Below are 23,955 nucleotides of genomic sequence, written 5' to 3' on the forward strand. Positions count from 1 at the left end.
AGGGAGAACAGCGTGCCCGAAGCGCAGGCCAACGACTGGCAACCCGTCAGTTTCGAGACCCCGTCGCCCAATATCGCACGGGTGTACGACTATCTGCTCGGCGGCAAGGACAACTACGCCGCCGACCGCGCGGTGGCGCAGCAGATCGAGCAGACGCTGCCCGAGGTGCACCTCGGGGTGAAGGCGCAGCGGGCCGTGCTGCGCCGGGTGGTGCGGCACCTGGTGGGCGAGGCCGGGCTGCGGCAGCTGCTGGACATCGGGTCGGGGCTGCCCACCGCGGACAACGTGCACCAGATCGCGCAGGCCGTCGAACCGGCCACCCGCGTGGTGTACGTGGACAACGACCCGGTGGTGCTCGCCCACGCCCGCGCCCTGCTCGCCGACAACCCGGAGACCACGGTGGTCGCCGGCGACCTGCGCGAGCCGGGCGCCCTGCTGGCCGACGAGGCACTGCGCAAGCACCTGGACTTCGAGCAGCCGATCGGTCTGCTGCTCTGCGGCATCCTGCACTACGTGCTGGACGAGGAGGAGCCGGCCCGCCTGCTGCGCGAGCTGGTCGACGCCCTCCCCTCGGGCAGCTACGTCTTCGTCCACCACCTGCTCGCCGCCGGCGACGACCGGGAGGCGGCCGCCACCGAGGCGATCCTCCGCAAGGGCGTGGGCCGGGCCCAGTTCCGCACCGCCGAGCAGGTCGCCGCGTTCTTCGAGGGCCTGGAGCTGGTGGACCCCGGGGTGGTCACGGTCTCCGAGTGGCACCCGGAGGAAGGCGGCCCCCGCCTGGAGGAGAACCCGGTGCTCCGCCTGGCGGCGGTGGGCGTGGCCCGCAAGGGCCGGCGCTGACAGCGGCTCAGGCACCCCCGCCTCAGCCGTGCGTCAGTTCCAGCATCGCGATGCCCGCCAGCACCGCCGCGCTCGCGGTGATCCGGCGCCGGCCGACCGACTCGTGGAAGACCAGGGCGCCGATCGCCGCGCCGATCACGATGCTGGTCTCGCGCAGCGCCGCGACGGTGGCCAGGCTGCCGCGCGACTGGGCCCAGACGACCAGGCCGTAGGCGAGCAGCGAGAGCACGCCGCCGGTGAGGCCGCGGGCCAGGTGCGGGCGGGCCTGGGTGAAGAGCGCGCGGCCGCGGACGGCGAGGGCGGCGAGCGGGAGGATCGCGCCCTGGAAGAGGAAGAGCCAGGCCAGGTAGCCGAGGACCGAGCCGGCGTGCCGGACGCCGACGCCGTCCACGATGGTGTACGAGGCGATCAGCACGCCGGTGCCCAGCGCGGCGGCCAGGGCCGGGCGTTGGGCGCGGCCGGGCAGGCCGTCGGCGAGAGCGAGGCCGGCCAGACCGAGGCAGATGACCAGGACGCCGAGCACGCCCCCACCGCTCAGCGGCTGGCCGAGGGCCGTGGCGGAGACCACCGCGACCAGCAGCGGTGAGGTGCCGCGGGCGATCGGGTAGAGCTGGCCGAAGTCGCCGAGCCGGTAGGTCTGCAGCAGCAGGACCTGGTAGCCGACCTGGAGCAGGGTGGAGACCGCGATGTAGGGCCAGGCCGCCCGGTCGGGGTGCGGGGCCAGGAAGACCCCGACCAGGCCGCAGCCGGTGATGGCCAGGCCGATCAGCACGAAGCCGATCAGCTTGTCGCGGATCGCGTGGGCCAGCGCGTTCCAGGCGGCGTGCAGCACGGCGGCGGCCAGCACCACCAGCGGGACGACGGCCGACGAGCCGGGCGCGGCTCCGGGCATGGGCATAGCGGTACCCCCTGGGTCGACGTGTGTTCCGCGGACGGGCGTCCGCCTGGAACAGAATTCCACGGTATCCTAGGCACATGGAATCGAGTTCCGTAAGCGGCAATCAGCTGGCCGCGCACATCCGCGCCCACCTGCCCGAGCTGCGCGAGGCGGAGGCCCGGGTCGCCCAGGTGGTCCTCGACCAGGGCGCGGACCTGGTCGAGCTGACCGTCGGCGACGTCGCGGCGCTGGCCGGCACCGCCTCCTCCTCGGTGGTGCGCGCCTGCCAGCGGCTCGGGTTCCGCGGGTTCCAGCAGTTGAAGCTCGCCGCCGCCCGACAGGCGCCGCGCCCCGCCGAGGCCCCGGAGGCGGACCGGGATCCGGCCGCCCGCGCCCTCGCCGACACCGTGCGGGCCGCCCGGGACGCGCTCGACGGGCTCACCGCCACCCTCGCCCCCGACCGGCTGCGCACCGCCGCCGAACTCCTCGACGCGGGCAGCCGGATCCTGGTGGTCGCCACCGGGCTGTCCAGCGCGGTGGCCCTGGACGCCGCCTACCGGCTGCGCGCGCTCGGCCTCGCGGTGGACGCGCCGGCCGACCCGAGCACGGCACAGCTGGCCGCCGGGCTGCTGCCGCCCTCCGCCGTCTGCCTGGCGATCAGTCACACCGGCGCCGCCCGCACCACGGTCGACGCCGCCCGGCTGGCCCGCGAGGCCGGCGCCACGGTGATCGCGCTGACCAGCACGGCGCACTCGCCGCTCACCGAACTGAGCGCGTGCACCCTGGTGGCGGGCGGCCAGGACCTGATCCTCGGCCTGGAGACGGTGGCCAGCCGACTGGTGCACCTCGCGGTGGTCGACGCCCTGACGCTGACCCTGCTGGAGCTGCGCGGGGCGGCGGCGGAGCAGGCGCTCTACCTGACGGCGGGGATCAGCGCGGACTACCTGCTCTGAGCGACGCCCGGGGGGTGACGGGCAGCGGCGTCGGCACCGTGCCCTACAGTCTCCGCCCGTGACCACTCTGATGATCGACGCGGGTCCGGCGGCGGACGACGCCCTGGTCAGCCGCACCGGCGGCGTACCGCTGGCCCCGGCGGGGACGAGCTGGCCGACCTGCGCCACGTGCGGCGGGCCGCTGCAGTTCCTGGCCCAGCTGCTGCTCGCCGACCTCGCCGGCCGCGGTGACCTCGCCGGCTCCGGCGAGCCGGGCCGCAGCCTGCTCGCGCTCTTCGCCTGCCAGAACGACCCGGGCATGTGCGACGACTGGGAGCCGGACTCCGGCGGCAACCTGGCCCTGCTGCTCCCGGTCGACGGCCTGCAGCCGATCCCCCGCCCCGAGCCGGCCGACGCGGCGAACGACGAGAACGCGGACGAGGACGGGGACGAGGACGAGGAGGACGACGTCCTCGGGCTGGGCGCCACCCGCGCGGTCGAGCTCTGCCGGATGACGGAACCCGACTACTACGACGCCCGGACCGAGTGGGCGGAGCGCACCGGCCGGCCCGTCACGGAGATCCTGGGCCAGCTCGGCGGAACGCCCGACTGGCTGCAGGGCGACGAGACCCCCGGCTGCCCGGACTACGCGCAGCCGATGCCGCTGGCCGTCCAGCTGGAGCCGGGCCCGGACCACCTGACCGCGATGAACTTCGGTGACGGCGGCAACGGTTACGGCTTCGCCTGCGAGCCCTGCGGTCGGGCCACCTTCCTCTGGCAGTGCTGACCGGGCCCTCTGGCAGTGCTGGCAGTGCCGACCGGGCGCAGCCGAGCCGGCGGTGCGGTCAGTCCAGGGCGTGTCCGGTCGTCGCGTCCACGTGCTCCGGGACGGGGTCGTGGCGGTCGCCGACGGTGAGGGTGCCGGTCGGCTCGAAGAGCAGCAGGGCGGCGCCCCCGGCGGCGTGCGGCTTGTGCTCGACGCCGCGCGGCACGGTGAAGACCGAGCCGCGCGGCAGCCGGACCGTCCGCTCACCGGCCGGCTCGCGCAGCGCGATGGTCAACTCCCCCTCCAGCACCAGGAAGAACTCGTCGGTGTGGTCGTGGACGTGCCAGACGTGCTCGCCCGCGACCTTGGCGATCCGGACGTCGTAGTCGTTGACCCGGGTGACGATGCGCGGACTCCACAGCGCGTCGAAGGAGGCCAGCGCGGTGGCGAGGTCGATCGGGTCGGTGTTCACGGGCTGCGGGTGCACGGGATTCGTGGTCATGGGGTGATCATTCCCGCTTGGCGCCGGCGCCGGTGAGTGCCAGGATTCGCAGATGGCGCAAGATTCCTCGCACCGACCCGCCCGCCCGCACCGCGTGGTGGTGATCGTCGACGAGAACTCCAACCCCTTCGAACTCGGCTGCGCCACCGAGGTGTTCGGGCTACGCCGCCCGGAGCTGGGCCGCGAGCTCTACGACTTCCGGCTCTGCTCGCCGGAACCGCGCACCCTGATGCGGGACGGCTTCTTCACCCTCACCGGCGTCGCCGACCTGGCGGCGGCCGAGCACGCGGACACCCTGATCGTGCCCAACCGGCCGGACACCGAGGTGCCCCGCCGCCCGGCCGTGCTGGCCGCCGTGCGACGGGCCCACGCCCGCGGAGCACGGCTGGTCGGGTTCTGCAGCGGCGCGTTCACCCTCGCCGAGGCCGGGGTGCTGGACGGTCGGCGGGCCACGGCGCACTGGCAGTGGGCGGACGCGTTCCGGGCCCGCTTCCCGTCGGTCCACCTGGCGGCGGACGTGCTCTTCGTGGACGACGGCGACATCCTCACCGCGGCCGGCAGCGCAGCCGCCCTGGACCTGGGCCTGCACATCGTCCGGCGCGACTTCGGTGCGGAGGTCGCGGCCGCGGTCAGCCGCCGCCTGGTCTTCGCCGCCCACCGGGACGGCGGGCAGCGGCAGTTCGTCGAGCGCCCGGTCCCGGCGGTGCCGGACGAGTCGCTCGCCCCGGTGCTGGCCTGGGCCCAGCAGCGGCTGGACCGACCGCTCACGGTGGCCGACCTGGCGGCCCGGGCCGCGGTCAGCCCGGCCACCCTGCACCGGCGGTTCCGCGCCCAGCTGGGCACCACGCCACTGGCCTGGCTGACCGGCGAACGCCTCACCCTGGCCCGCCGGTTGATCGAGCGCGGCGATCCCGGCTTCGACCAGGTCGCCCGGCGCAGCGGCCTGGGCACCGCCGCCAACCTGCGCGCCCTGCTCCGCCGGGAGACCGGCCTCGGCCCGACCGAGTACCGCCGCCGCTTCGGCCCGGGCGCGGCGTGACCGGAGCAGCGACCGGCCATGCTGCGGCGGACCCCCGCCCGCTCACCCCGCGGCCGGCCCCAGCAGCACGCCCTGCACACCCGGATCCCCCGGCTCCCGCCCGCCCGGCACTCCGCCCGTGACCGGGACCAGCCGGCCCTCGCCGTCCAGGGTGAAGAGCAGCTCGTGCCCGGCCGGCGGCACCCCGTCCAGCGGCTGCACGGTGAACTCCGCACCGCTGCGGTGGCGTTCGGCCAGCACGGCGGCGGTCAGGGCCGGCGCGAAGAGCAGCCCGTCCGGCGAGCCGGCCGGCAGCCGCGGGGGCAGCCGGCGGACCGGCACCCCGGCGGTGCGCAGCAGGGTGGCCGCCAGCGCGTTGAAGTCGTCCTCGGCGGTCAGCAGGTAGATCTCGGTGATCCCGGCCAGTTCGCCCTCGCCGCCGGAGGCGTCGGCGGCCACCGGCAGGTCGCCGGGGGCGAGGTCCAGTCCGGCCTCGGTCACGGCGCGTTCGCCCGGTGCGCTGCCGGCCCAGACCAGCACGTCCAGTCCGCAGCGGCGCAGCGCCCGGCCGAGGGCGAGCACCCAGGGGTCGGCGCCGACCAGCAGCGGCCGCGAGCGGGCGGGGCGGATCACGCCGAGCCGGCGGGCGACGGGGGCGGCGGTCAGGCCGTAGCAGGTCACGGTGGCGACGATCACGACGAAGGTGGCGGGCAGGATCTTGGCCGCGCCGCCGAGTTGCCGGCTGACCAGCTCGGCGGAGAAGGTCGAGGCGGTGGAGGCCGCGACGATGCCGCGCGGGGCCATCCAGCCGACGAAGGCCCGCTCGGCCCGGCGCAGGTCGGTGCGGAGCGTGGCGAGGGCCGTGATCAGCGGGCGAACGGCCACCACCAGCACCCCGGCCAGCGCGAGGGCGGGCAGGCCGACACCGCGCAGCGAGGCCGGGGTGACGCTCGCCGAGATGGCCACGAAGAGCAGGCCGACGATCAGCGACACCAGGGTCTCCAGGAACGGCCGCCGGGCCCGCACCTCGAAGCCGGGCAGCGAGGCCAGGGCGACGCCCATCGCGACGGCGGCGATCAGCCCGGCGTCGTCGCGCACCGCGTCGCAGCCCGCGGCCACCCCGACCACCACCGCCAGCTGCGCCGAGCTGCCGAGCATCTCGCCCAGGTCCATCCGGCGCAGCAGCAGCCAGAGCAGCGCCACCCCGACCACCGCGCCGGCCAGGCCGAGCGCGACGCTGACCAGGAAGCCGTGGGAGAAGCCGCGGGCGGGGGTGATCCGGGCGGAGGCGGAGACCGCGTGGAAGACCAGCGCGCCGAGGATGCCGCCGATCGCGTCGATCAGCGAGCCCTCCCAGAGCAGCACCCGGGCCAGCCGCTCGGTGGGCCGGACGTGGCCGAGCAGCGGCCCGACCACGGTGGGCCCGGAGACCATCAGGATGGTGCCGAGCATCAGCGCGGCCGGCCAGTCCAGCCCCAGCAGCGGGGTGGCCAGCAGGGTGACCGCGGTGGGGGTGAGCAGGGCGCCGATCCAGATCAGCCGGAGCACCACGGTGCGGTTGTGACCGACCAGGCGGCGAAGGTCGAGACCGAGGCCGGCGTCGTAGAGGATCACGGCGACGGCCAGCGAGACGAGCGGGCCGAAGGCCGGGCCGAGCAGCCGGTCGGGGTGCACGTCGTCGGTGAACGCACCGGCGGCGAAGCCGACCGGCAGCAGCACGATGATCGCCGGGATCCGCAACCGGGCCGCCAGGATCTGCGAGCCGACCGCCAGGACGACGATCAGCCCGGCGCCGAGGAGGGTCTGCTGGGTGGTCACGGTTCCCGATCTGACCACGGGCCGCGATCGGCACGGGGCTGACGTGCCGTCGGGCCCGGACCGGTCACCGCTACGGCTGCACCACCCGGGCCGGACCCCGCGCCGCCCGGCCGCTCACCCCGCGAGCAGCCCGCCCGCGTCGTGCACGGCGCGGCCGCCGAGCAGGGTCAGCTCGGGCAGCAGCTCGGCCAGCTGCTTCTCGGGGCAGCTCAGCGGGTCGGCCGGCCACACCGTGAGGTCGGCCAGCAGCCCGGGGGCCAGCGCGCCGCGGCGGTCGGTCTCGCCGAGCAGCCGGGCGGCGTTGCCGGTGTGCAGGGCGATCGCCTCCGCGCGGGTGATGGCGTGCCGGGCGCCGCGCACGCCGGCCACGGTCTGCCGGGTGGTCATGCCCCAGACCGAGGTCATCGCGCCGTACGGCCCGACCGGGAAGTCCGAGCCGGCCGCGAGCAGGGCGCCCTCGTCCAGCCACTCGCGCAGCGGGAACAGGTCGGCGGCCCGCTCGTCGCCCCACTGCTCGATCTGCGCGCCGGCCGCGTCGTGCAGCAGCGGGTGCTGGACGGTGACCGGGATGCCGAGCTCGACCGCCCGGACCCGCTGCTCGGCCCGGGCCAGGCCGCCGTGCTCGATCACCAGGGTGCCGGCGGGCAGCCCGGGCTGCCGGCGCAGCACCTCCTCGTACACGTCCAGCAGCACCCGCACCCCGCGGTCGCCCCAGGCGTGGCAGCCGACCCGCCAGCCGAGGCGCACCACGGCCTCGACCGCGTCGGCCAGCGCCCCGGGCTCCCAGTGCAGCGCGCCGCAGTAGCACCCGCGGCCCTGGTAGGGCTGCTCCAGCGCACCGGCCTCGATGCCGCCGTCGATGCCGAACTTGACGCCCCAGACGCTCAGCCAGTCGTCGCCGGTCTGCTGCCAGGGCGCCATGGCGTCCAGCAGCTGCTCGACCTCGGCCGCGCTGCGCAGCCCGATCGCCGAGACCAGCGCGCGGATCCGCACCCCGAGCGCGCCGGCCTCCGCGGCGGCCCGCAGCACCGCCAGGTCTGCGAGCGGGACCATGCAGTCGCGCGCGGTGCCGATGCCGGTGGCGGCGTAGGCGTGCGAGGCGGTGCGCAGGCCGGCGATCCGGGTGGCCAGGTCGGGGCGGGGCAGCAGGCGTTCGGCCAGCGCGGTGGCGGCGCCGATCAGTCGGCCGGTCGGCCGGCCCGCGGCGTCCCGCTCCAGTTGGCCGCCGGCCGGGTCGGGCGTGTCGGCGTCGATCCCGGCCAGCCGCAGCGCGGTGGAGTTGAGCACCACGTTGTACGCGCCGCGCTTGAGCAGTACGGGGTGCTCGGTGGTGACGGCGTCCAGCTCGGCGACGGTGGGGAAGCGGTGCTCGGCGAGGTTGAACTCCTGCCAGTTGATGGTGCTGCGGAGCCACTCTCCCGGCGGGGTGACGGCGGCCCGTTCGCGCAGCAGGTCGAGCAGGCCGGCCAGGTTGCGGGCCAGGTGCACGGGCACGTCGGCGACGCTGTCGGCGGCGAAGACCAGGTGGGTGTGGGTGTCGTCGAAGGCGGGCAGCACGGTGGCGTCCGGGCGCTCCAGCACCCGGGTGCCGGGTCCGATCCAGTCGTCCAGGCCGGCCGGGTCGGCGGCCAGGGCCGCGATCCGGTCGCCCCGGATCGCCAGGGCGCGCTGCGGCGCCTGGCCGGGGACCAGGGTGTGGATGGCGGCGGCGCGCAGCAGCAGGTCGGCGGTGGGCATGGCGGGCGGCTCCTTACGGTTCACGGTCCGGTGCTGGGCCGGCGGACAGCCCGGTGACCTGCTCGACGTGACGCAGGCTCGGGCCGGCCAGCAGCCGGTGCAGTTCGGCGAAGGCCCGGCGGGCCACCGCGGCGTTCCAGTCGGCGGGCAGCAGTTCGACGGGCAGGCCGGGATCGCGGTAGGGCAGCCGGCGCCACTGGGTGAGCAGCGGGACGTAGGCGCGGAAGGCGGTCGCCGGCTCCGGATCGGTCGGCAGCTCGGCCACCAGCGGGCCGTGGGTCTCGACGAACTCGGCGTACTGGGCCTCGATCGCCGGGAAGTCCCACCAGGAGCCGACGGCCGTGCGCAGTTCGGCGAAGGCCGCGTACTCCCCGGTGAACAGGTGCACGTAGGCGTTCAGTCCGGTGCGCTCCAGCATCCGGCGGGCGTCGGGGAGCAGCCGGGCGGGGGCCAGCCAGACGCCCGGGGCGGCGTTGCCGAAGCCGAGCCAGCTGAGCCGGGAGCGCAGCTGGTGGCGGTGGGCCCGCTCGGACTCGGGGACCGAGAAGACGGCGATCACCCACCCGTCGGCGAGCCGGGCCGGCTCCAGGCTGCCGAAGATCCGCCGGTCGCCCTCGTCGAAGACCGGGCCCATCGCCGGGCCGAGCCGGTAGCCGGTGCCGGCCGGACGGCGTTCCTGGACCAGGGTGCCGGCCTTCTTCAGCCGGGAGATCGCCGAGCGCACCGCCGGGCCCGGCACCTCGAGTTCGGCCAGCAGGGTGACCAGGTCGGAGACCGGGACCCAGCCGCCCAGGCGCCGGACGAACTCGCCGTAGACGGTGCCGATCAAAGCGCTGGGCCTGCTCTCCGCCATGGTGGTGATCATACTCAGAAGCACCCGGTGGCCGGGGACGGTTCGCCCACCCCCGGCCCCCGAGCCCGCACGGCCGCCGGCCCGCATGCCCGCACCGGCAGCGCTCCTCCCGGCCGCGCCGTCAGCCGCTCTCGGCATACGCGCCGGACAGCAGCCGCCCCGCGCCCGGCGCCACCGCGGGCAGGCCGAGCGCGCGCAGCAGTTGGTGGGCGGTGCAGATCGAGGCGGAGACCACCGGCTTGCCGAGCAGCCGCTCGGCCTCGGTCACCGCGCCCAGCGAGGGCAGTTGGACGCAGGCGGAGAGCACCACCGCGTCCGCCCCGGCGTGGTCCAGAGCGGCGGCGATGCCGGGCAGCGCGGCCGGGTCGTGGGCGGCCACAGCCAGGTTGTCGGGGATCTCCAGCGAGGTGTGGTCCAGCACCTCGATGCCCTCCGCGGCCAGGTACTCGACCACCATCCGGGTCAGCGGCCTGAGGTAGGGCGCGACCAGTGCGATCCGCTTCGCCTCCAGCACCCGCAGCCCGTGCACCAGGGCGCCCGCGCTGGTGACCACAGGCGCGGGGGCGCCGTTGGCCACGGTGACCTCGTGCAGGCGCTCCGCGGCGGTGCGGTGGTAGCCGTGCCCCATGCTCATGATGGCCACCAGGCAGGCGTAGCCGAGCACGTCCACCCGGGCGTCGGAGAGTTCGAGCGCGCACCGGTCGGAGTCGGCGTCCATCGCCTTGAGCTCCTCGGGGGTGACCCGGGTCATCCGCATCCGGCTGCTGTGGAAGGTGAACCGCTCGGGCGCGACGCTCTCCCGGGCCCGCAGGATCGCCGGGATCTCGGTCTCCATGGTGACGTTGGAGCTGGGGACGATCTGGCCGATCCGGTAGCTGCGCGCCGCCGCGGTCATCGGGCGTCCACCACGGGGTTGCGCAGCGTGCCGATCCGCTCCACGGTGGCCTCCACCAGGTCGCCGGGCCAGAGGAACTGAGGCGGCGTCAGCCCGGCGCCGACGCCGGAGGGCGAGCCGGTGGCGATCACGTCGCCGGGCTCCAGGGTCATTCCGGAGCTGATGTCGGCGATCAGCCGGGCGACCGGGAAGAGCATGTGCCGGGTGTTGGACTTCTGCTTGGTCTCGCCGTTGACCCGCAGCGAGAGGTCGAGTTGCTGCGGGTCGGGGATCTCGTCGGCGGTGACCACGGCCGGGCCGAAGGGGGCGTAGGAGTCCTGGCCCTTGGAGAAGAACCACTGGCCGGAGCGGCGCTGGTCGCGGGCGCTGATGTCGTTGACGATGCTGTAGCCGAAGACGTGCGCCAGCGCGTCGGCCTCGGCCACCTGGTAGGCGGTGTGCCCGATCACCACGGCCAGTTCGCACTCCCAGTCCAGCTGCTGCGTCAGGTCGCCGTTGTGCAGGACGGGCCCGCCGGGGCCGGTGACGGCGGTGGCGGGCTTGCCGAAGAGCACCGGGCGGTCGGGGAGTTCGCGGGCGGTGTCCAGGGTGCGGCTGGACTCCTCGACGTGTTCGACGTAGTTGAGGCCGACCCCGACGATCTTGCCGGGGCGCAGCGGGGCCAGCAGCTCGACCTCGCCGGCCGGGTGGCTCGGGGCGGCGGGCGCGGCGGCCAGGTCGCGGGCCAGCGCGAGCGCCGGGCCGCCGGCGCGGACCAGGGCGAGCAGGTCGGTGGGCAGCTCGAGGCCGGCCGCGGCGGCCGCGGCGGCCAGGTCCACCACCCGCTCGCCCCGTTCGGCGCCGAGCAGCGGGGCCGAGCCCCGGTGGGTGTAGGTGATCAGGCGCATCCGGCTACCGCTCCTCGGTGGTCGGCGTGACGGGCTGGTGCCCGTCGTGGTCGGGGTAGGCCTCTTCGCGGGTGAAGGCGAGCGAGCGCATCACCGGGAAGTCGTTGAAGGAGAAGAGGCAGGCGTCCTCGCGCTGGTCGAGGTTCGCGTGCTCGTGCCAGGCCCAGGAGGGGACGCAGAAGATGTCGCCCCGCTCCCAGTCGAAGGCCTGTCCGGCGATCACCGAGCGGCCGCGGCCCTTGGCCACGGTGTAGACCACCGAGCCGGTGTGCCGGTGGGCCTTCGTCGCCTGGCCGGGGCGGAGCAGCTGGATGTGCGCGCCCATGGTGGGCATCACGGCGCCGCCGGTGAGCGGGTTGGTGTACTCCGTGATCACGCCGTCGTACGGGGAGCCCTCGCTCGCCTTCGCCAGGTCGAGCAGCGCCTGGTAGGTGGGCTCCCAGGGCCAGGCGAGCAACGGGGAGTAGGGGCGGGTCCACTTCTCCACGCCGTACGGCAGCAGGTTGCCGCCGTAGGTCAGCACCGAGGAGTTGACCACCTTGCCGGGCCGCTGGTGCAGCTCGGGGTGGACCTCGTAGAAGCCCGCGTCCAGCGCGTTGACCAGCGGGATGTCCAGGCCGTCCTGCCAGATCACCGGTGCCTCGGTGGACTCGTTGCCGTGCTCGTGCCAGGTGCCGTTGGGGGTGATGGCGAAGTCCTGCGGCCCGACCCTGAGCTTCTGGCCGTCCACCACCGTCCAGGCGCCGGTGCCCTCCTGCACGAAGCGCAGCGCGGCGGCCTGGTGGCGGTGGGCGGTCATCGACTCGCCCGGGCCCATGATCTGCAGCCCGGTGTAGAGCAGGCCGACGGCGGCGCTCAGCTCGCGGCGCCCCGGGTTGACCAGCATCACCACCCGTCGGCCCGCGTCGTCGGCCCGGACCAGCGGCAGCGCCTTGTGCACCAGCGGGGCGAGCTCGCGGTAGCGCCAGAGCGTCGGCACCGAGGCGGGCTGCGGGTACCAGGGCTCGATGTCGTTCGCCACCGTCCACAGGGCGCCGGCCTGCTGGGCTCCCAACTCCTCGTAGTAGGCCTTGAGTTCCGGCGTCTCGGTGACCCGGGCGCGGCCCGGGCGGTTGTCGTCGAAGTCCGCGGTCACTGGTCCTCCTGGTGCTCGGAATCCTCGGTGATGAACTCGATCGGCGGGCGCGGGCGGGCGTCCACCCGCAGGCGGAAGACGTCGAAGCGGTTGTAGTGGCCGATGATGTCGTGCATCTGCTTGGGCTGGATGCACCGGCCGAGGTCGATCTCGGCGTAGGCGATGCCCTCCGCGTCCACCAGCGGCTCGGTGACCGGGCGGCCGTCCGGGCCGAAGACGCCGGACAGCGCGCTGCGCTTGCGCTCCAGCTGGGTGCGCACGCCCTCGTCCCGGCCGGCGACGGTGTCGATGATCTCGGGCGAGATCGTGGAGCAGGAGACCACCGAGAAGAGCTTGCCCTCGAAGCAGTGGGCGGCGGTGCGCACCGCGATGGCGTCCGCCATGTCGTAGTCCTCGGGGCCCACCGGCAGCGCGATGTAGCAGGCGGCGTGCACCAGTTCGCCCTGGGCCAGCAGGGCGAAGCGGGCCAGCGTGTTGGTGTTCTCGCCGCAGGCCAGCGCACCCAGCGGGCCGACGGGGGTGCGGTGCACCCGCAGGGTGCCGGCGTCGCCGCCGGTCCAGGTCAGCTTCTCGGCCCAGGTCGGCACCAGCTTGCGGTGCGCGGCCAGCAACCGCCCGTCCGCGCCGATGATCAGCAGGGTGTTGTACAGCACCCCGAGGCTGCGCGCACCGCGCTCGTTGACGCCGATCACCACCACCGTGCCGCACTCGCGGGCCACCGCGCAGAGCGCCTGGACCTGCGGCCCCGGCACGTCGATCGCCGCCCGGTACAGCCGCTCGTACCAGGGCGAGCCCTGCACCGGGTTCATCGTCCAGTTCCAGTACGGGTACCCGGGCACGAAGGCCTCGGGCAGCACCACCAGGGCGGCGCCGTTGCGGGCGGCCTCCCGGATCAGGTCCGCGGCCTTGGCCACGGTGGCGTCCGGGTCGAGGTAGACCGGGGCGGCCTGGACCGCGGCGGCGGTGAAGCGTGGCAGCGGGCTGCTCAGCAGCGGTTCGGCCGTCAGCGGTTCGGTCGTCAGCGGGCGGTCCATCAGCGGCTCCGATCGGGGTCGGGTTTCGGCAGCCAGCGCCGGTGCACCGGTTCGGCAGGGGTGCGCAGCAGCACCAGCCGGGGCGATACCCGGTCGGCGCGCGGGCCGGGCGGCTTGCGGCTGCCGGGCAGCCACGCGGGCGGCCAGGGCGCGCCGGGTCCGGTGTAGCCCTGGTCGGCGGCGGCGTGCAGGGTCCAGAGCGGGTCGTGCAGGTGGGCCCGGCCGACCGCCACCAGGTCGGCGCGGCCGGCCAGAAGGATGGAGTTGGCGTCGTCGTGGCCGGAGATCGCCCCGACCGCGATCACCGGCAGGCCGGTGGCGTTGCGGATCAGGTCGGCGAACGGGGTCTGGTAGCTGCGGCCGTAGCGCGGCCGCTGCTCGGCGACCACCTCCCCGGTGGAGACGTCGATCGCGTCCACGCCGGCGCCCGCCAACGCCCGGGCGATCCGCACCGCGTCCTGCGCGGTGGTGCCGCCGGCGGCCCAGTCGGTGGCCGAGATCCGGGCCAGCAGCGGCTTGTCGGCCGGCCAGACCGCGCGGACCGCGGCCACCACCCGCAGCGGGTAGCGCAGCCGGGCCGCCAGGGTGCCGCCGAACTCGTCGGTGCGCCGGTTGGTCAGCGGCGACAGGAAGCCGGAGAGCAGGTGGCCGTGGCCCAGCTGGAGTTCCAGCACGTCGAAGCCGGCCCGGTCGGCGCGGGCCGCCGCGGCGGCGAACTCCCGGGTGATCTCGGCGAGTTCGGCCCTGCTGGCCTCGCGCGGCGGTGGGCCGCCCGGGTCCCAGGGCAGCGGCGAGGCGGCCAGGGTGGGCCAGCCGCCGCGTTCGGTGGGCAGCGCCGGGCCGATGCCGTCCGGGCCGGGGGTGCCGGTGGCGGCGCGCCGGCCGGCGTGGGTGAGCTGGATGCCCAGCCGGGTGCCGGGTATCAGGCGGGCGGCGGTGACGATCCGCCGCCAGGCCTGCTCCTGCCCGTCGGTGTAGAGGCCCGGGCAGTCGGGGGTGGCCCGGCCCTGCGGGCTGACCGCGGTCATCCCGGCCAGCACCAGGCCGGCGCCGCCGAGCGCGTGGGCGGTGAACTGGGCCGCGTCGAACTCCCCGGGCACCCCGTCCACCGCTGTGTAGCTGGCCAGCGGCGGCACCACGATCCGGTTGTGCAGGGTGAGCGCCCCGAGCCGGTAGGGGTGGAACATCGGCGGGGTGGCCGGCCGGTCGTCGCCGCGGTCCGCCCCGCGGTCGAACCAGGCGTCGACCTCCGCGACGAACTCCGGGTCGCGCTCGCGCAGGTTGTCGTAGGTGACCCGGCGGCTGCGGGTGAGCAGGTTGAAGGCGAACTGCTCGGCGCCCTGGCCGACGTACCCGGCGATCGACTCGAACCACTCCAGGCTGGCCTGCGCGGCCCGCTGGGTGGACTCCACCACCGGGCGGCGCTCGGCCTCATAGGCGGCCAACGCGCCCGGCACGTCCGGCTGTTCGTGCAGGCAGGCGGCCAGCGCCAGGGCGTCCTCCATGGCCAGCTTGGTGCCCGAGCCGATCGAGAAGTGCGCGGTGTGCGCCGCGTCGCCGAGCAGCACCAGGTTGCCGTGGTGCCAGCGCGCGTTCCGCACCGTGCTGAAGGTGATCCAGCGCGAGTTGCCGGCGATCAGCCGGTGGCCGGCCAGGTGGTCGGCGAGCAGCCGCTCCAGCCGGCCCACGCCGTCCGGGTCCTCGGCCAGGCCGGAGCGCCGCCAGGCCGCCTCGCCCAGCTCCACGATGAAGGTGCTGCGCCGGTCGTTGTAGGGGTAGGCGTGCACCTGCAGGACGCCGAAGTCGGTCTGCTCGACGATGAAGGTGAAGGCCTCGAAGACCCGGTCGGTGGCCAGCCAGATGTAGCGGCAGCCGCGCTCGTCCAGCTCGGGCCGGAACTGCTCGGCGTGGCGCTGCCGGGTGGCCGAGTGCACCCCGTCGGCCGCCACCACCAGGTCGTACTCGGCGGTCAGCTGCTCGGCCGGCGGTGCCTCGGTGCCGAACCGCAGGTCGACGCCGAGCCCGGCGCAGCGCTCGCGCAGGATGGCGAGCAGCCGCCGCCGCTCCAGGGCGGCGAAGCCGTGCCCGCCGGAGGTGAGCCGCCGCCCGCGGTAGTGGACGTCGATGTCGCGCCACCGGGCGAACTCGGCCGACACCGCCCGGAAGACCTCCGGGTCGGCCTGCTCGATGCCGTCCAGCGTCTCGTCGGAGAAGACCACCCCGAAGCCGAAGGTGTCGTCGGGGGCGTTGCGCTCCCACAGCGTGATCTCCCGCTCGGGCGCCAACTGCTTGGCGAGGGCCGCGAAGTGGAGTCCGCCCGGGCCGCCGCCGATCACGGCTATTCGCACGCCGTCGCCTCCTCCCGCGCCGGGCCGAGCCCGTCGTCCGCCAGGTAGCGCTCGGCGGCCTGCGGGCCGCCCCGGGTGAGGGTGGCGCGCACGGCGGCGGGCCAGGGCACCGCGCCCTTGGCGTCGACGGCCGCGTGCACCACGGTGAGCCGGCCGGTGGCGGCCAGGCCGTTCGGGCCGCGCACCTCGAAGGCGTAGCTGAGCGAGGAGCGCCCGACCCGTTCCACCCGCAGTGCGGTCTGCACCGGCTCGCCGAACCAGAGCCGCTCGAGGTAGTCCGCCTCGAAGTGCACCCGCGGGATGCTGCCGAACAGCCCCATCAGGCCGAGCCGGCGCAGCAGCACCGCCTCCGCCGCCTCGACCCAGCGCTGCACGGCGGAGAAGTGGTAGTGCCCGGCGGCGTCGGTGTCCGACCACTCGACCCGGCGTTCGACCAGCACGCTGGGCAGCTCGGCGGGCGGGGCGGGCACCGCCCCGGAGCCCGGCTCGGCCGCCGGGGTCGGCTCCTCGGTCGCCCGGCGGCGCAGTTCGGAGCGTTGCAGCTTGCCGGTGGCGGTGCGCGGCAGGGTGGCCACGAACTCCACGGCACGCGGGTACTTGTAGGGCGCGATGGCCTCCTTGACGAACTGCTGGAGCTCGGCCGCCTTCTCGGGTCCGGCGGCGACGGCCGGGCGCAGCACCACGAAGGCCTTGACGACGGCGCCGCGCCGGTCGTCCGGCACCCCGGCCACCGCGCAGTCGGCCACGTCGGGGTGGCAGAGCAGGGCCTGCTCGACCTCGGGGGCGGCGATGTTGTAGCCGGCCGAGACGATCATGTCGTCGCTGCGCGCCTGGTACCAGAAGTAGCCGTCCGCGTCCCGCAGGTAGACGTCGCCGGTGAGGTTCCAGCCGTCGCGCACGTAGTCGGCTTGGCGCGGGTCGTCCAGGTAGCGGCAGCCGGTGGGCCCCTTGACCGCGAGCAGGCCCGGCTGCCCGTCCGGCAGCGGTGTGCCGTCCCGGTCGACGATCGCCGCCCGGTAGCCGGGCACCGGTCGGCCGGTCGCGCCGGGGCGGATGTCGTGGTCGGCGGCGGAGATGAAGACGTGCAGCAGTTCGGTGGCGCCGATGCCGTCGATCAGCCGCACCCCGGTGGCCCGGTGGAACTCGTGCCAGACCGCGGCCGGCAGCGCCTCCCCCGCGGAGATCGCCCGGCGCAGCCCCGCCAGCTTGTCGGCCAGCCCGGCGCCCAGTATCGCCCGGTAGGCCGTGGGCGCGGTGAACAGCACGGTGACCCGGTGCGCGGCGACCAGCTCGGCCAGCTCCTCCGGGCCGGCCCGCTCGACCAGCAGCGAGGCGGCGCCGACCCGCAGCGGGAAGACCAGCAGGCCGCCGAGCCCGAAGGTGAAGCCGAGCGGCGGGGTGCCGGTGAACAGGTCGGTCGGCTCGGGCCGCACGATGTGCCGCGAGAAGGTGTCGGCGTTGGCCAGCACGTCGCGGTGGAAGTGCAGGGTGGCCTTGGGCCGACCGGTGGTGCCGGAGGTGAAGGCGATCAGCGCGACGTCGTCGGCCGCGGTGTCGACGGCGGTGAACTCGCCGGACTTGGCCGCGCAGCGGGCGGTGAGGTCGGCCTCGCCCGGGGCGCCGTAGCCGATCACGGTCAGGCCGGGGACCGCGGCCCGCGCCAGCTCGCCGGTGTAGCGGTGGTCGCAGAGCGCGACCAGCGGCCGGCTGATCCCGGCGAGTTCGGCCAGCTCGCCGGCGCGCAGCAGCGGCATGGTGGTCACGGCGACCCCGCCGGCCTTCAGCACGCCGAGCCAACCGGCGGCCAGCCAGGGGTTGTTGGGGCCGCGCAGCAGCACCCGATTGCCCGGCACCAGGCCCAGGTCCTCGGTCAGCAGCTGGGCCACCTGGTTGGCGCGGCGCTGCAGCTCGCCGTAGCTCCACTGCCCGCCGTTCGGGTCGTCCCGGTCGGGCGTCAGCAGGCAGCGCCGGTCCGGGCCCCAGCGGGCCACGGCCTCGTCGAGCAGCTCGCGAGCGCAGTTGAGCCGCTCGGGGTAGTGCAACTCCGGTAGTTCGTCGAGCAGTTCCGGCCACAGGTCGGGCGCGGGCAGCCGGTCACGACAGAACGTGTCGACGTGCCCGGAGGGGGAGAGCTCCATGGGCGGCACCTCAGCGGTTCGGCGGGGAGAGCCGGGGGTGGGGGGCGTGGGGTGGCACGGGGACCGGGTGGGGACCGGCCCCGCGGTATCGCGTTTTCCTGACGGCAGTCAGTCTTACGCGATACCGAGATCGCTAAACCCGGCACTTCCGACGACCGTTCGACGACCCGCTCGACGGCCCCGGACGCCCTCGCCCGCCACGGCTAACGGGCCTGGTGGCGCGCCAGGTGCTCCGGGGTGCCCACCGCCGGCTCCTTCCGGACGAAGGCCGCGCGCAGCGCGTGGTACGGCGCCTGCGGGTCCTCGAAGGTGCGCCGCATCAGCGCCAACTCCTCGGCCCGGTAGGCCGCCAGCGGCTTGACCGCCTCGTCCCGCTCGCGCGCCGCCTTCTTCAGTCCGATCCGCTCGCCCAGCCCCGGGCTCGCCGCCAGCCGCCCGGCCAGCGCCGCCACCTCGCCCGCGAACTCCCCGGGCGGCACCGGCAGCAGCCGGTCCACCAGCCCCAGCCGCTGCGCGGCCGCCGCCGACAGCGGCAACGCCTGCTCGGTCAGCCGCCGGGCGGCGTCCGGCCCGACCCGGCGCGGCAGCGAGTAGGTCCAGTACTCCGAGCCGGTCAGGCCCATCAACCGGTAGTGCGGGTTGAGCACCACCCCGCTGCGGCACCACACCTCGTCCGCGGCCAGCGCCAGCATCGCGCCGCCCGCCGCCGCGTTGCCGCCGAGCGCGGCGACCAGCAGCCGGTCGGTGGTGGTGAGGAGTTCGGCGACCAGGTCGTCGATCGCGGTGATGTTCTCCCAGGACTCCGCGGCCGGATCCGGGGCCGCCTCGATCACGTTGAGGTGGATCCCGTTGGAGAAGAAGTCCCGGCCGCCGCCCAGCACCAGCACCGAGGTCGGCCGGGTGCGGGCGAACCGGTAGGCGGCCAGCAGCCGGCGGCAGTGCGCGGCGCTCATCGCCCCACCGGGGAAGGCGAACCGCAGCATCCCCACCGCGCCCACCTCGCGGTAGTCCAGGTCCGTCCAGGTGCGCCGCCCGGGCGGCAGCACCAGCGGCGCCGCCACCTCCGGCAGCACCGGGCAGCGCGAGCCGAGCGCCACCGTGGCGGGCAGCTTGATGCCGCGCCGCCCGTCCGGCGCGCGCCGGGCCCGCAGTTCGGGCAGCCAGACCGCGCCGTCCACGGTCGCCCGGCAGACGGCGCCGGCCCGGGTCGCCAGCAAGCTGCCGGGCCGGCCGCGCAGTTGGTCCTCTCCGTGGCCGCCGTGCAGGTACCACTCGGCGCCCAGCAGCTCGTCCAGCACCCCCGGCTGGGAGTCGGCGGCACGCAGCTTGCGCAGCACCGTGGCGGTCGGGTCCGCCGACCAGTCGATCCGCCGGTCCGCCTGGCGCAGCGCCGGCCGGGTGTGGTCGGGCACGTCCCAGCCGCTCCCGTGCTGCGGGCGCGGCTGGTGGCGGCCCGCGGCGAACCGCTCGACCGCGAGCAGCACCGCCCGCAGCGCGGCGTCGGCCACCTCGCCGCGGTACAGCTCGCTCTTGCCGACCGGCGGGACGGGGCACTCGGCGTGCGCCCAGATGTCGCCGCCGTCCAGCACCGCGTTGGCCTGCAGCACGGTCACGCCCCAGCGCTCGGCGCCCTCCTGGATCGCCCAGTCCAGCGAGGCCGGCCCGCGGTCGCCGGGCGGTCCCGGGTGCACGATCAGGGTCGGGCAGCCGGCCCAGATGTCCTCCGGCACCGCGGACTTGAGCATCGGCGCGAGGATCAGGTCGGGGCGCTGGCGCCGGACCGCCTCGCGCAGGCCGTCGGCGGCGGTGCGCTCGCCCTCGACCGTCATCAGGTGGACGCCGGGGTGGTGCCCGCGGTCGCGCAGTTCGCCGAAGACCCGCTGGGTGAGGCTGTTGAACGCACTGGCGACCAGCAGGATCCGCATCACGACCTCCGGCGACGGGGGTTGGCAGGCGAGGACCTCCCGATCCTCGCGCAGGCCCCGCCGGGCGCCGTGGGCGAACCGCCGCTGCCTCACCCGATCGGCGGCGACGGCCCGCCCCGCGGTGCTGCCGCGGCTCATCGCCAGGCGTCCGGCGTCGGCCCAGCAGGCCGCCCAGGTGGCCGCCCAGGTGGCGGTCACCGGCGAGCACCGGCCAGAGGCTTCCCTCCTCCGCCGCGCAACCGGTCGGGTCCAGGTCGGCCGGCACCGCCAGGCCGGCGTCCGCGAGCACCAGCTCGGGCAGCACCGCCTGCCACTCGGCGGGCGGCTCCAGCTCGGTCCAGCGCTCGGCCTCCGCGCGCAGCCGGCTCAGCGTCCAGAGCGTCAGGCAGTACGCCGACAGGTCGCGGTGCAGCGGCGCCGCGAGCCAGTCCGGCGCGCCGTCGGTCGCCTCGGTGACCTCCACCGCGCCGCCGGCACCGTCCAGCAGCACCGCGCAGTCGTAGACCGCGCTCGGCGCTCGGCGTGCGATGCCCGGCGCCCGGTGCTCGGTGTGCGATGCCCGCGTTCGTCAGCAGCCCAGCAGGCCGCCCATGTGCCCGTCGTCGGCGAGGGCCGGCCACAGGCTCGACTCGTCGGCGCAGCTGACCGGGTCGAGGTCTGCCAGCAGGTGCAGGGCCAGCTCGGCGAGCACGCGCTCCGTGCGGACCACGTGCCAGTCGGCCGGACGGTGTCCGCGCACCCAGCGCTCCGCCTCGGCCCGCAGCCGGGTCAGCAGCCAGAGCGCCAGGTAGCAGGCCGACAGGTCACGGTGCAGCGGCGCCGCCGGCCACCCCTCATCGCCGCCGCCCTCGCCGACCTCGATCCGCCCGGTCGCCCCGTCCACCAGCAGGTCGCAGCCGTAGACGGTGTCACCGAGCGAGATCTGGTCGAGCTGGTGGGCGCGCTCCTCGGTCAGCTCGTCCACCAGCCACTCCTGCCGCTCGCGCAGGGTGGCGAGCGGGCGCTCCGAGTCCGGCGTCAGCAGGTCGCACTCGGGCAGCCCGAGCGTCAACAGCAGCCGGCGGGTCGGCTGGTGGGTGAGGGTGGCGGGCAGGTCCGCCTCGGCGAGCGGGTGCGGGGTGGCGAACTCGGCCAGCAGCTCGGGGGTGACCTCCCAGGCCAGCTCCCGGCCCGGGCGGGCCGCCGCGCGCAGCCCGTACCCGAACAGCAGCGCGCTCCACAGCGGTGCCTGCCCGCTCGCGCTCGCGTCGAAGACCGCCGGGTCCAGCTCCCGCAGGCGCGCGGCCGTCTGCGCGGTGTGCTCCGGCCGGGTCGCCAACTCTCCCACCTCACCGGCGAAGCGGAGCAGCAGCGACAGATCGCTCGCCAGCAGGTCCCCCGCCGGCTCCGCCGTCCTGGCCCTGCGCTCCCGCGCCGCCAGGCTCACCTGCCCGGTCGCGCCGTCCAGCACCACCCAGTCCCGCAACACCCGCCCGACCCGCAGCAGCTGCGGGGCCCAGGCGAGGTGCTCGGGCAGCGGCGCCAGCAGCACCTCGGGATCCAGCTCGAAGTCGATCAGGGCACGGGTGCCCGACGGCAGACCCAGGGTGCTGAGCAGCCGGCGGGTCGGCTCGTGGGTGAGCCCCGCAGGCAGCGCGGACTCGGGTATCCGGGTCAACCCCTCGGAGCCGAACCAGGCGGCGAGTTGGTCCGCGGTCAGGTCGAGGACGGGCTGCTGCGGGTGCACGGTGCCTCCTGGGGACGGGACGGTCAGGGTGATCATCCCGGAGGAGCGGGGCCGGGGGCCAGCCGGGTCACGACGAGCCGGACGACGGCCGGGCTCCAGTCGGCGCCGCACCCTAGACTGACCGGATGTTCGATCGACTCGAGCTCCAGGTGCTGCCCCCGGGGCCCCGGTTCACCGCCGAGGTCCGGTTCCGGGTCAACGGCGAGGACCTGCTGGCGGACGCGATCGGCCCGGACGGCTTCGGCCCGTTCGCGGCCAACGCCTTCCCGGTCGACCGCCCCGGTCCGCTGCGCGGGACCGCCGAGGGACGGCGGGTGGAGCTGGGCGAGCCCGAGTGCGGCGGTGGGTGCTGCGGGTTCCTGGCGGCCGTCGTGCAGCGGGTCGGGCCGGTGGTGCAGTGGGTGGACTGGGAGGTGCCGGCGGACGGGACGCAGCCGGTGGAGTTCCACTTCGACGCGGCGGAGTACGACGCCGAACTGGCACGCGCCGAGGCCGAGTACCGGGCCCGCTGAACCGAGCGGTCCGAGCCCGCCCTCGAGCGGCAGTCGAACCCCCGGCTTCCGGCACGCTGATCGCATACCTTGGCCCCCATGGCCACCCCCGCCCCTTCCGCCTTACTCGTCCGTTCCGGCCCGGTGCACCTCTGGACCGAGGGATCCGGCGCCCCGCCCTCCCCCACCGTGCTGCTGATCATGGGTACCGCGGCCCCCGCGGCCGGCTGGCCCGACGAGCTGGTCGAGCTGCTCGCCGCCAACGGGCGGCACGTGATCCGCTTCGACCACCGGGACACCGGTCGCTCCACCCACCTGGACTTCGCCGCCCACCCCTACGCGTTGGCCGATCTCGCCGCCGACGCCCTCGCCGTGCTCGACGGGCACCGCATCGCCGCCGCGCACGTCGTCGGGGCCTCGCTCGGCGGGGCGGTCGGGCAGTGGTTGGCCGTGCACCGACCCGAGCGGGTGCGCACCCTCACCGCGATCATGACCGGCCCGATGGGCCACGACCCGGGCCCGGCCTGGGCGCGCGCCCTGTCCGGGCAGGCTGCGGACCCGGACGACCTGCCACCGCCGAGCGCCGACTTCCTGGCGCACCTGGCCCACCGCGCCGCGCTGCCCCAGCGGACCCGCGCCGAGTACATCACCGCCAACCTGGAGACCTGGCGGGTGCTCAGCGGCCCGGTGCTGCCGTTCGACGAACCGGCCGCCCGGCACTTCGTGGCGACCTCCTTCGACCGGAGCCCCGACCACCGCGCCGCCCTCAACCACGACCTGGCCGGCCGCCGGCTGACCGCGGACCGACTCGCCCCGCTGTCCGGCATCACGGCCCCGACCCTGGTCCTGCACGGCACCGAGGACCCGCTGCGCCCGCTGCCCCACGGCCGGGCCCTCGCCGAGGCGATCCCGCACGCCCGCTTCCACCCCGTCCCCGGCATGGGGCACTCGTTCTTCTCGCCCGGGCTGCCCCGCCGGCTCGCCGAGCTCCTGCTGGACCACACGGCGGAGCGGCGGACCTGAGCTGTCGAACGGCTCACCGTGCGGGATGTGACGGACCGCCAACTCTCGGAGTCCCGGGGACCGGCGCTCTGCTACTGTGACCCGCATGTTCCTCCCCCGTGCGTAGCGCAGCCCGCTGACCGCGCCGGGCACGTGTGCCATCGGGCCACGGTGCCGGCGCGTCAGTTCGACGTCCCCAGGTGTGCCCCCGGTGTCTTCCGGGGTGCGCCCACGTCGTCGATGCGCGGCCGGGCCTCTGCTGCCCTCGGTGCGCACGCTTCCTCGAGGAACACGATCACCATGTCTGCGTTCTCGCGCGCTGCGGCGCGTTCTCGTCATTCGTCGTACCGTCAGGTCTTCGCCGTCCCCGGGGCGGGGCGGCTGTTCGGGGCGGCCGCGATCGGGCGGCTGTCCTACGGGACGGTCTTCCTCTCGCTCATGCTGGGGCTGACCGGTGCCACCGGGTCCTACGCCGTCGCCGGGGCGGCGATGGCGCTGTTCGGGCTGGCCGGTTCGGTGCTGGCGCCGGTGCGCGGCGCCCTGGTCGACCGGTTCGGCGCGCGGCGGGTGCTGCCGCCGCTGGCCGCGGGATGCGCGGCGCTGCTGATCGGGCTGGCGGTGGTCGGCGGCCGGCCGGGGACGCCGGTGTGGCTGCTCCTGGGGTCGGCGGCGGCCGCGGGGGCGGTGGCACCGCCGCTGGGGCCGGTGGTGCGGGCGCGCTGGGGCGCACTGATCGGTGAACCGGAGCTGCGGCAGCGGGCGTTCGCGCTGGACACGGTGGCCGAGGAGGTGCTGTACGTCACCGGGCCGCTGCTGGCCGGGGCGCTGGCGGTGCTGGCCTCCCCGACGGCCGGGGTGCTGGTCAGCGCGGCGCTGATGCTGCTCGGATCGCTGGCCCTGGCGGCGGTGCTGCCGGCCACCGGCACCGCACCCGCCGTCGGCGGCGGCAACGCCCCGACCCGCAAGGGCCGCCGGCAGCGCACGGCCGGCCTGGGCGGCGCCCCCCTCCCCCCTCCTCCCCCCCTCCTCCC

General features: G+C 75.6%; 20 protein-coding genes and 1 pseudogene. 7 read left to right on the forward strand and 14 right to left on the reverse strand.

Annotation, left to right across the window (positions count from 1 at the left end; translation table 11 throughout):
• The first annotated feature begins 12 nt into the window (after positions 1-12).
• Positions 13-840 carry an SAM-dependent methyltransferase gene (locus ACQRUO_RS21140; RefSeq protein ID WP_428317563.1) on the forward strand — a complete coding sequence of 276 codons (828 nt, stop codon included), beginning with the start codon at positions 13-15 and terminating at the stop codon, positions 838-840.
• Between the two features lie 22 nt (positions 841-862).
• Here the strand turns inward: ACQRUO_RS21140 and ACQRUO_RS21145 are convergent, their stop codons facing one another.
• Positions 863-1,732 carry an EamA family transporter gene (locus ACQRUO_RS21145; RefSeq protein ID WP_428317564.1) on the reverse strand — a complete coding sequence of 290 codons (870 nt, stop codon included), beginning with the start codon at positions 1,730-1,732 and terminating at the stop codon, positions 863-865.
• Positions 1,733-1,815: 83 nt separating this feature from the next.
• On the opposite strand from ACQRUO_RS21145, the gene ACQRUO_RS21150 reads away from it, so the two are divergent.
• Positions 1,816-2,670, forward strand: a complete 855-nt coding sequence (locus ACQRUO_RS21150; protein ID WP_428317565.1) for a MurR/RpiR family transcriptional regulator — start codon at positions 1,816-1,818, stop codon at positions 2,668-2,670.
• 58 nt (positions 2,671-2,728) lie between these two features.
• A complete protein-coding gene (locus ACQRUO_RS21155) occupies positions 2,729-3,436 on the forward strand; it encodes a DUF1963 domain-containing protein (protein WP_428317566.1) in 708 nt (235 codons plus the stop codon).
• Between the two features lie 58 nt (positions 3,437-3,494).
• On the opposite strand, the gene ACQRUO_RS21160 is transcribed toward ACQRUO_RS21155, so the two are convergent.
• Entirely contained in the window at positions 3,495-3,917 is a 423-nt protein-coding gene (locus ACQRUO_RS21160) for a cupin domain-containing protein (protein ID WP_428317567.1), read from the reverse strand.
• Positions 3,918-3,969: 52 nt separating this feature from the next.
• On the opposite strand from ACQRUO_RS21160, the gene ACQRUO_RS21165 reads away from it, so the two are divergent.
• The gene (locus ACQRUO_RS21165) at positions 3,970-4,956 is read left to right on the forward strand and encodes a GlxA family transcriptional regulator (RefSeq protein ID WP_428317568.1); all 987 of its coding nucleotides are present in this window, start codon (positions 3,970-3,972) and stop codon (positions 4,954-4,956) included.
• Between the two features lie 42 nt (positions 4,957-4,998).
• Here ACQRUO_RS21165 and ACQRUO_RS21170 read toward each other — a convergent pair whose 3' ends face one another.
• From ACQRUO_RS21170 to ACQRUO_RS21225, 12 genes and pseudogenes are all read right to left on the reverse strand, one after another.
• Positions 4,999-6,753 carry a cation:proton antiporter gene (locus ACQRUO_RS21170; protein WP_428317569.1) on the reverse strand — a complete coding sequence of 585 codons (1,755 nt, stop codon included), beginning with the start codon at positions 6,751-6,753 and terminating at the stop codon, positions 4,999-5,001.
• A gap of 114 nt (positions 6,754-6,867) precedes the next feature.
• Entirely contained in the window at positions 6,868-8,490 is a 1,623-nt protein-coding gene (locus tag ACQRUO_RS21175) for an amidohydrolase (RefSeq protein WP_428317570.1), read from the reverse strand.
• 13 nt (positions 8,491-8,503) lie between these two features.
• Positions 8,504-9,343, reverse strand: a complete 840-nt coding sequence (locus ACQRUO_RS21180) for a PaaX family transcriptional regulator (protein WP_428317571.1) — start codon at positions 9,341-9,343, stop codon at positions 8,504-8,506.
• A gap of 121 nt (positions 9,344-9,464) precedes the next feature.
• Positions 9,465-10,238, reverse strand: a complete 774-nt coding sequence (locus ACQRUO_RS21185; RefSeq protein WP_428317572.1) for a maleate cis-trans isomerase family protein — start codon at positions 10,236-10,238, stop codon at positions 9,465-9,467.
• Positions 10,235-11,125, reverse strand: a complete 891-nt coding sequence (locus ACQRUO_RS21190; RefSeq protein WP_428317573.1) for a fumarylacetoacetate hydrolase family protein — start codon at positions 11,123-11,125, stop codon at positions 10,235-10,237. The genes ACQRUO_RS21185 and ACQRUO_RS21190 overlap by 4 nt, the downstream gene beginning before the upstream one ends.
• A 4-nt stretch (positions 11,126-11,129) precedes the next feature.
• Complete coding sequence (locus tag ACQRUO_RS21195; RefSeq protein WP_428317574.1) at positions 11,130-12,260, reverse strand: cupin domain-containing protein; 1,131 nt, start codon at positions 12,258-12,260, stop codon at positions 11,130-11,132.
• Positions 12,257-13,294, reverse strand: a complete 1,038-nt coding sequence (locus ACQRUO_RS21200) for a carbon-nitrogen hydrolase family protein (RefSeq protein WP_428317575.1) — start codon at positions 13,292-13,294, stop codon at positions 12,257-12,259. The genes ACQRUO_RS21195 and ACQRUO_RS21200 overlap by 4 nt, the downstream gene beginning before the upstream one ends.
• On the reverse strand, positions 13,294-15,642 hold the full coding sequence (locus ACQRUO_RS21205; protein ID WP_428317576.1) for an FAD-dependent monooxygenase: 2,349 nt from the start codon (positions 15,640-15,642) through the stop codon (positions 13,294-13,296). Before ACQRUO_RS21205 ends, ACQRUO_RS21200 begins: the two co-directional genes overlap by 1 nt.
• Entirely contained in the window at positions 15,633-16,112 is a 480-nt protein-coding gene (locus ACQRUO_RS21210; RefSeq protein ID WP_428317581.1) for an acyl-CoA thioesterase, read from the reverse strand. Before ACQRUO_RS21210 ends, ACQRUO_RS21205 begins: the two co-directional genes overlap by 10 nt.
• A 36-nt stretch (positions 16,113-16,148) precedes the next feature.
• Positions 16,149-17,780: pseudogene (locus ACQRUO_RS21215) on the reverse strand (AMP-binding protein); the annotation flags it as partial.
• A gap of 203 nt (positions 17,781-17,983) precedes the next feature.
• The gene (locus ACQRUO_RS21220; protein ID WP_428317582.1) at positions 17,984-19,705 is read right to left on the reverse strand and encodes an enoyl-CoA hydratase-related protein; all 1,722 of its coding nucleotides are present in this window, start codon (positions 19,703-19,705) and stop codon (positions 17,984-17,986) included.
• 568 nt (positions 19,706-20,273) lie between these two features.
• Positions 20,274-21,431, reverse strand: coding sequence for an SUKH-4 family immunity protein (locus tag ACQRUO_RS21225; RefSeq protein ID WP_428317577.1), 1,158 nt, complete (start codon positions 21,429-21,431; stop codon positions 20,274-20,276).
• A gap of 125 nt (positions 21,432-21,556) precedes the next feature.
• Between ACQRUO_RS21225 and ACQRUO_RS21230 the strand changes: the two genes are divergently transcribed.
• The 3 genes from ACQRUO_RS21230 to ACQRUO_RS21240 all read left to right on the forward strand — a co-directional run.
• Positions 21,557-21,943: a hypothetical protein gene (locus tag ACQRUO_RS21230; protein WP_428317578.1), complete on the forward strand. Its 387-nt coding sequence runs from the start codon at positions 21,557-21,559 to the stop codon at positions 21,941-21,943.
• Between the two features lie 78 nt (positions 21,944-22,021).
• A complete protein-coding gene (locus ACQRUO_RS21235; protein ID WP_428317579.1) occupies positions 22,022-22,945 on the forward strand; it encodes an alpha/beta fold hydrolase in 924 nt (307 codons plus the stop codon).
• A gap of 279 nt (positions 22,946-23,224) precedes the next feature.
• Positions 23,225-23,955: MFS transporter (locus tag ACQRUO_RS21240; protein WP_428317580.1), on the forward strand; the 731-nt coding region annotated here is incomplete at its 3' end.

Origin of the sequence: Kitasatospora sp. LaBMicrA B282 (assembly GCF_050325825.1) — a bacterium.
Taxonomy (GTDB): domain Bacteria; phylum Actinomycetota; class Actinomycetes; order Streptomycetales; family Streptomycetaceae; genus Kitasatospora.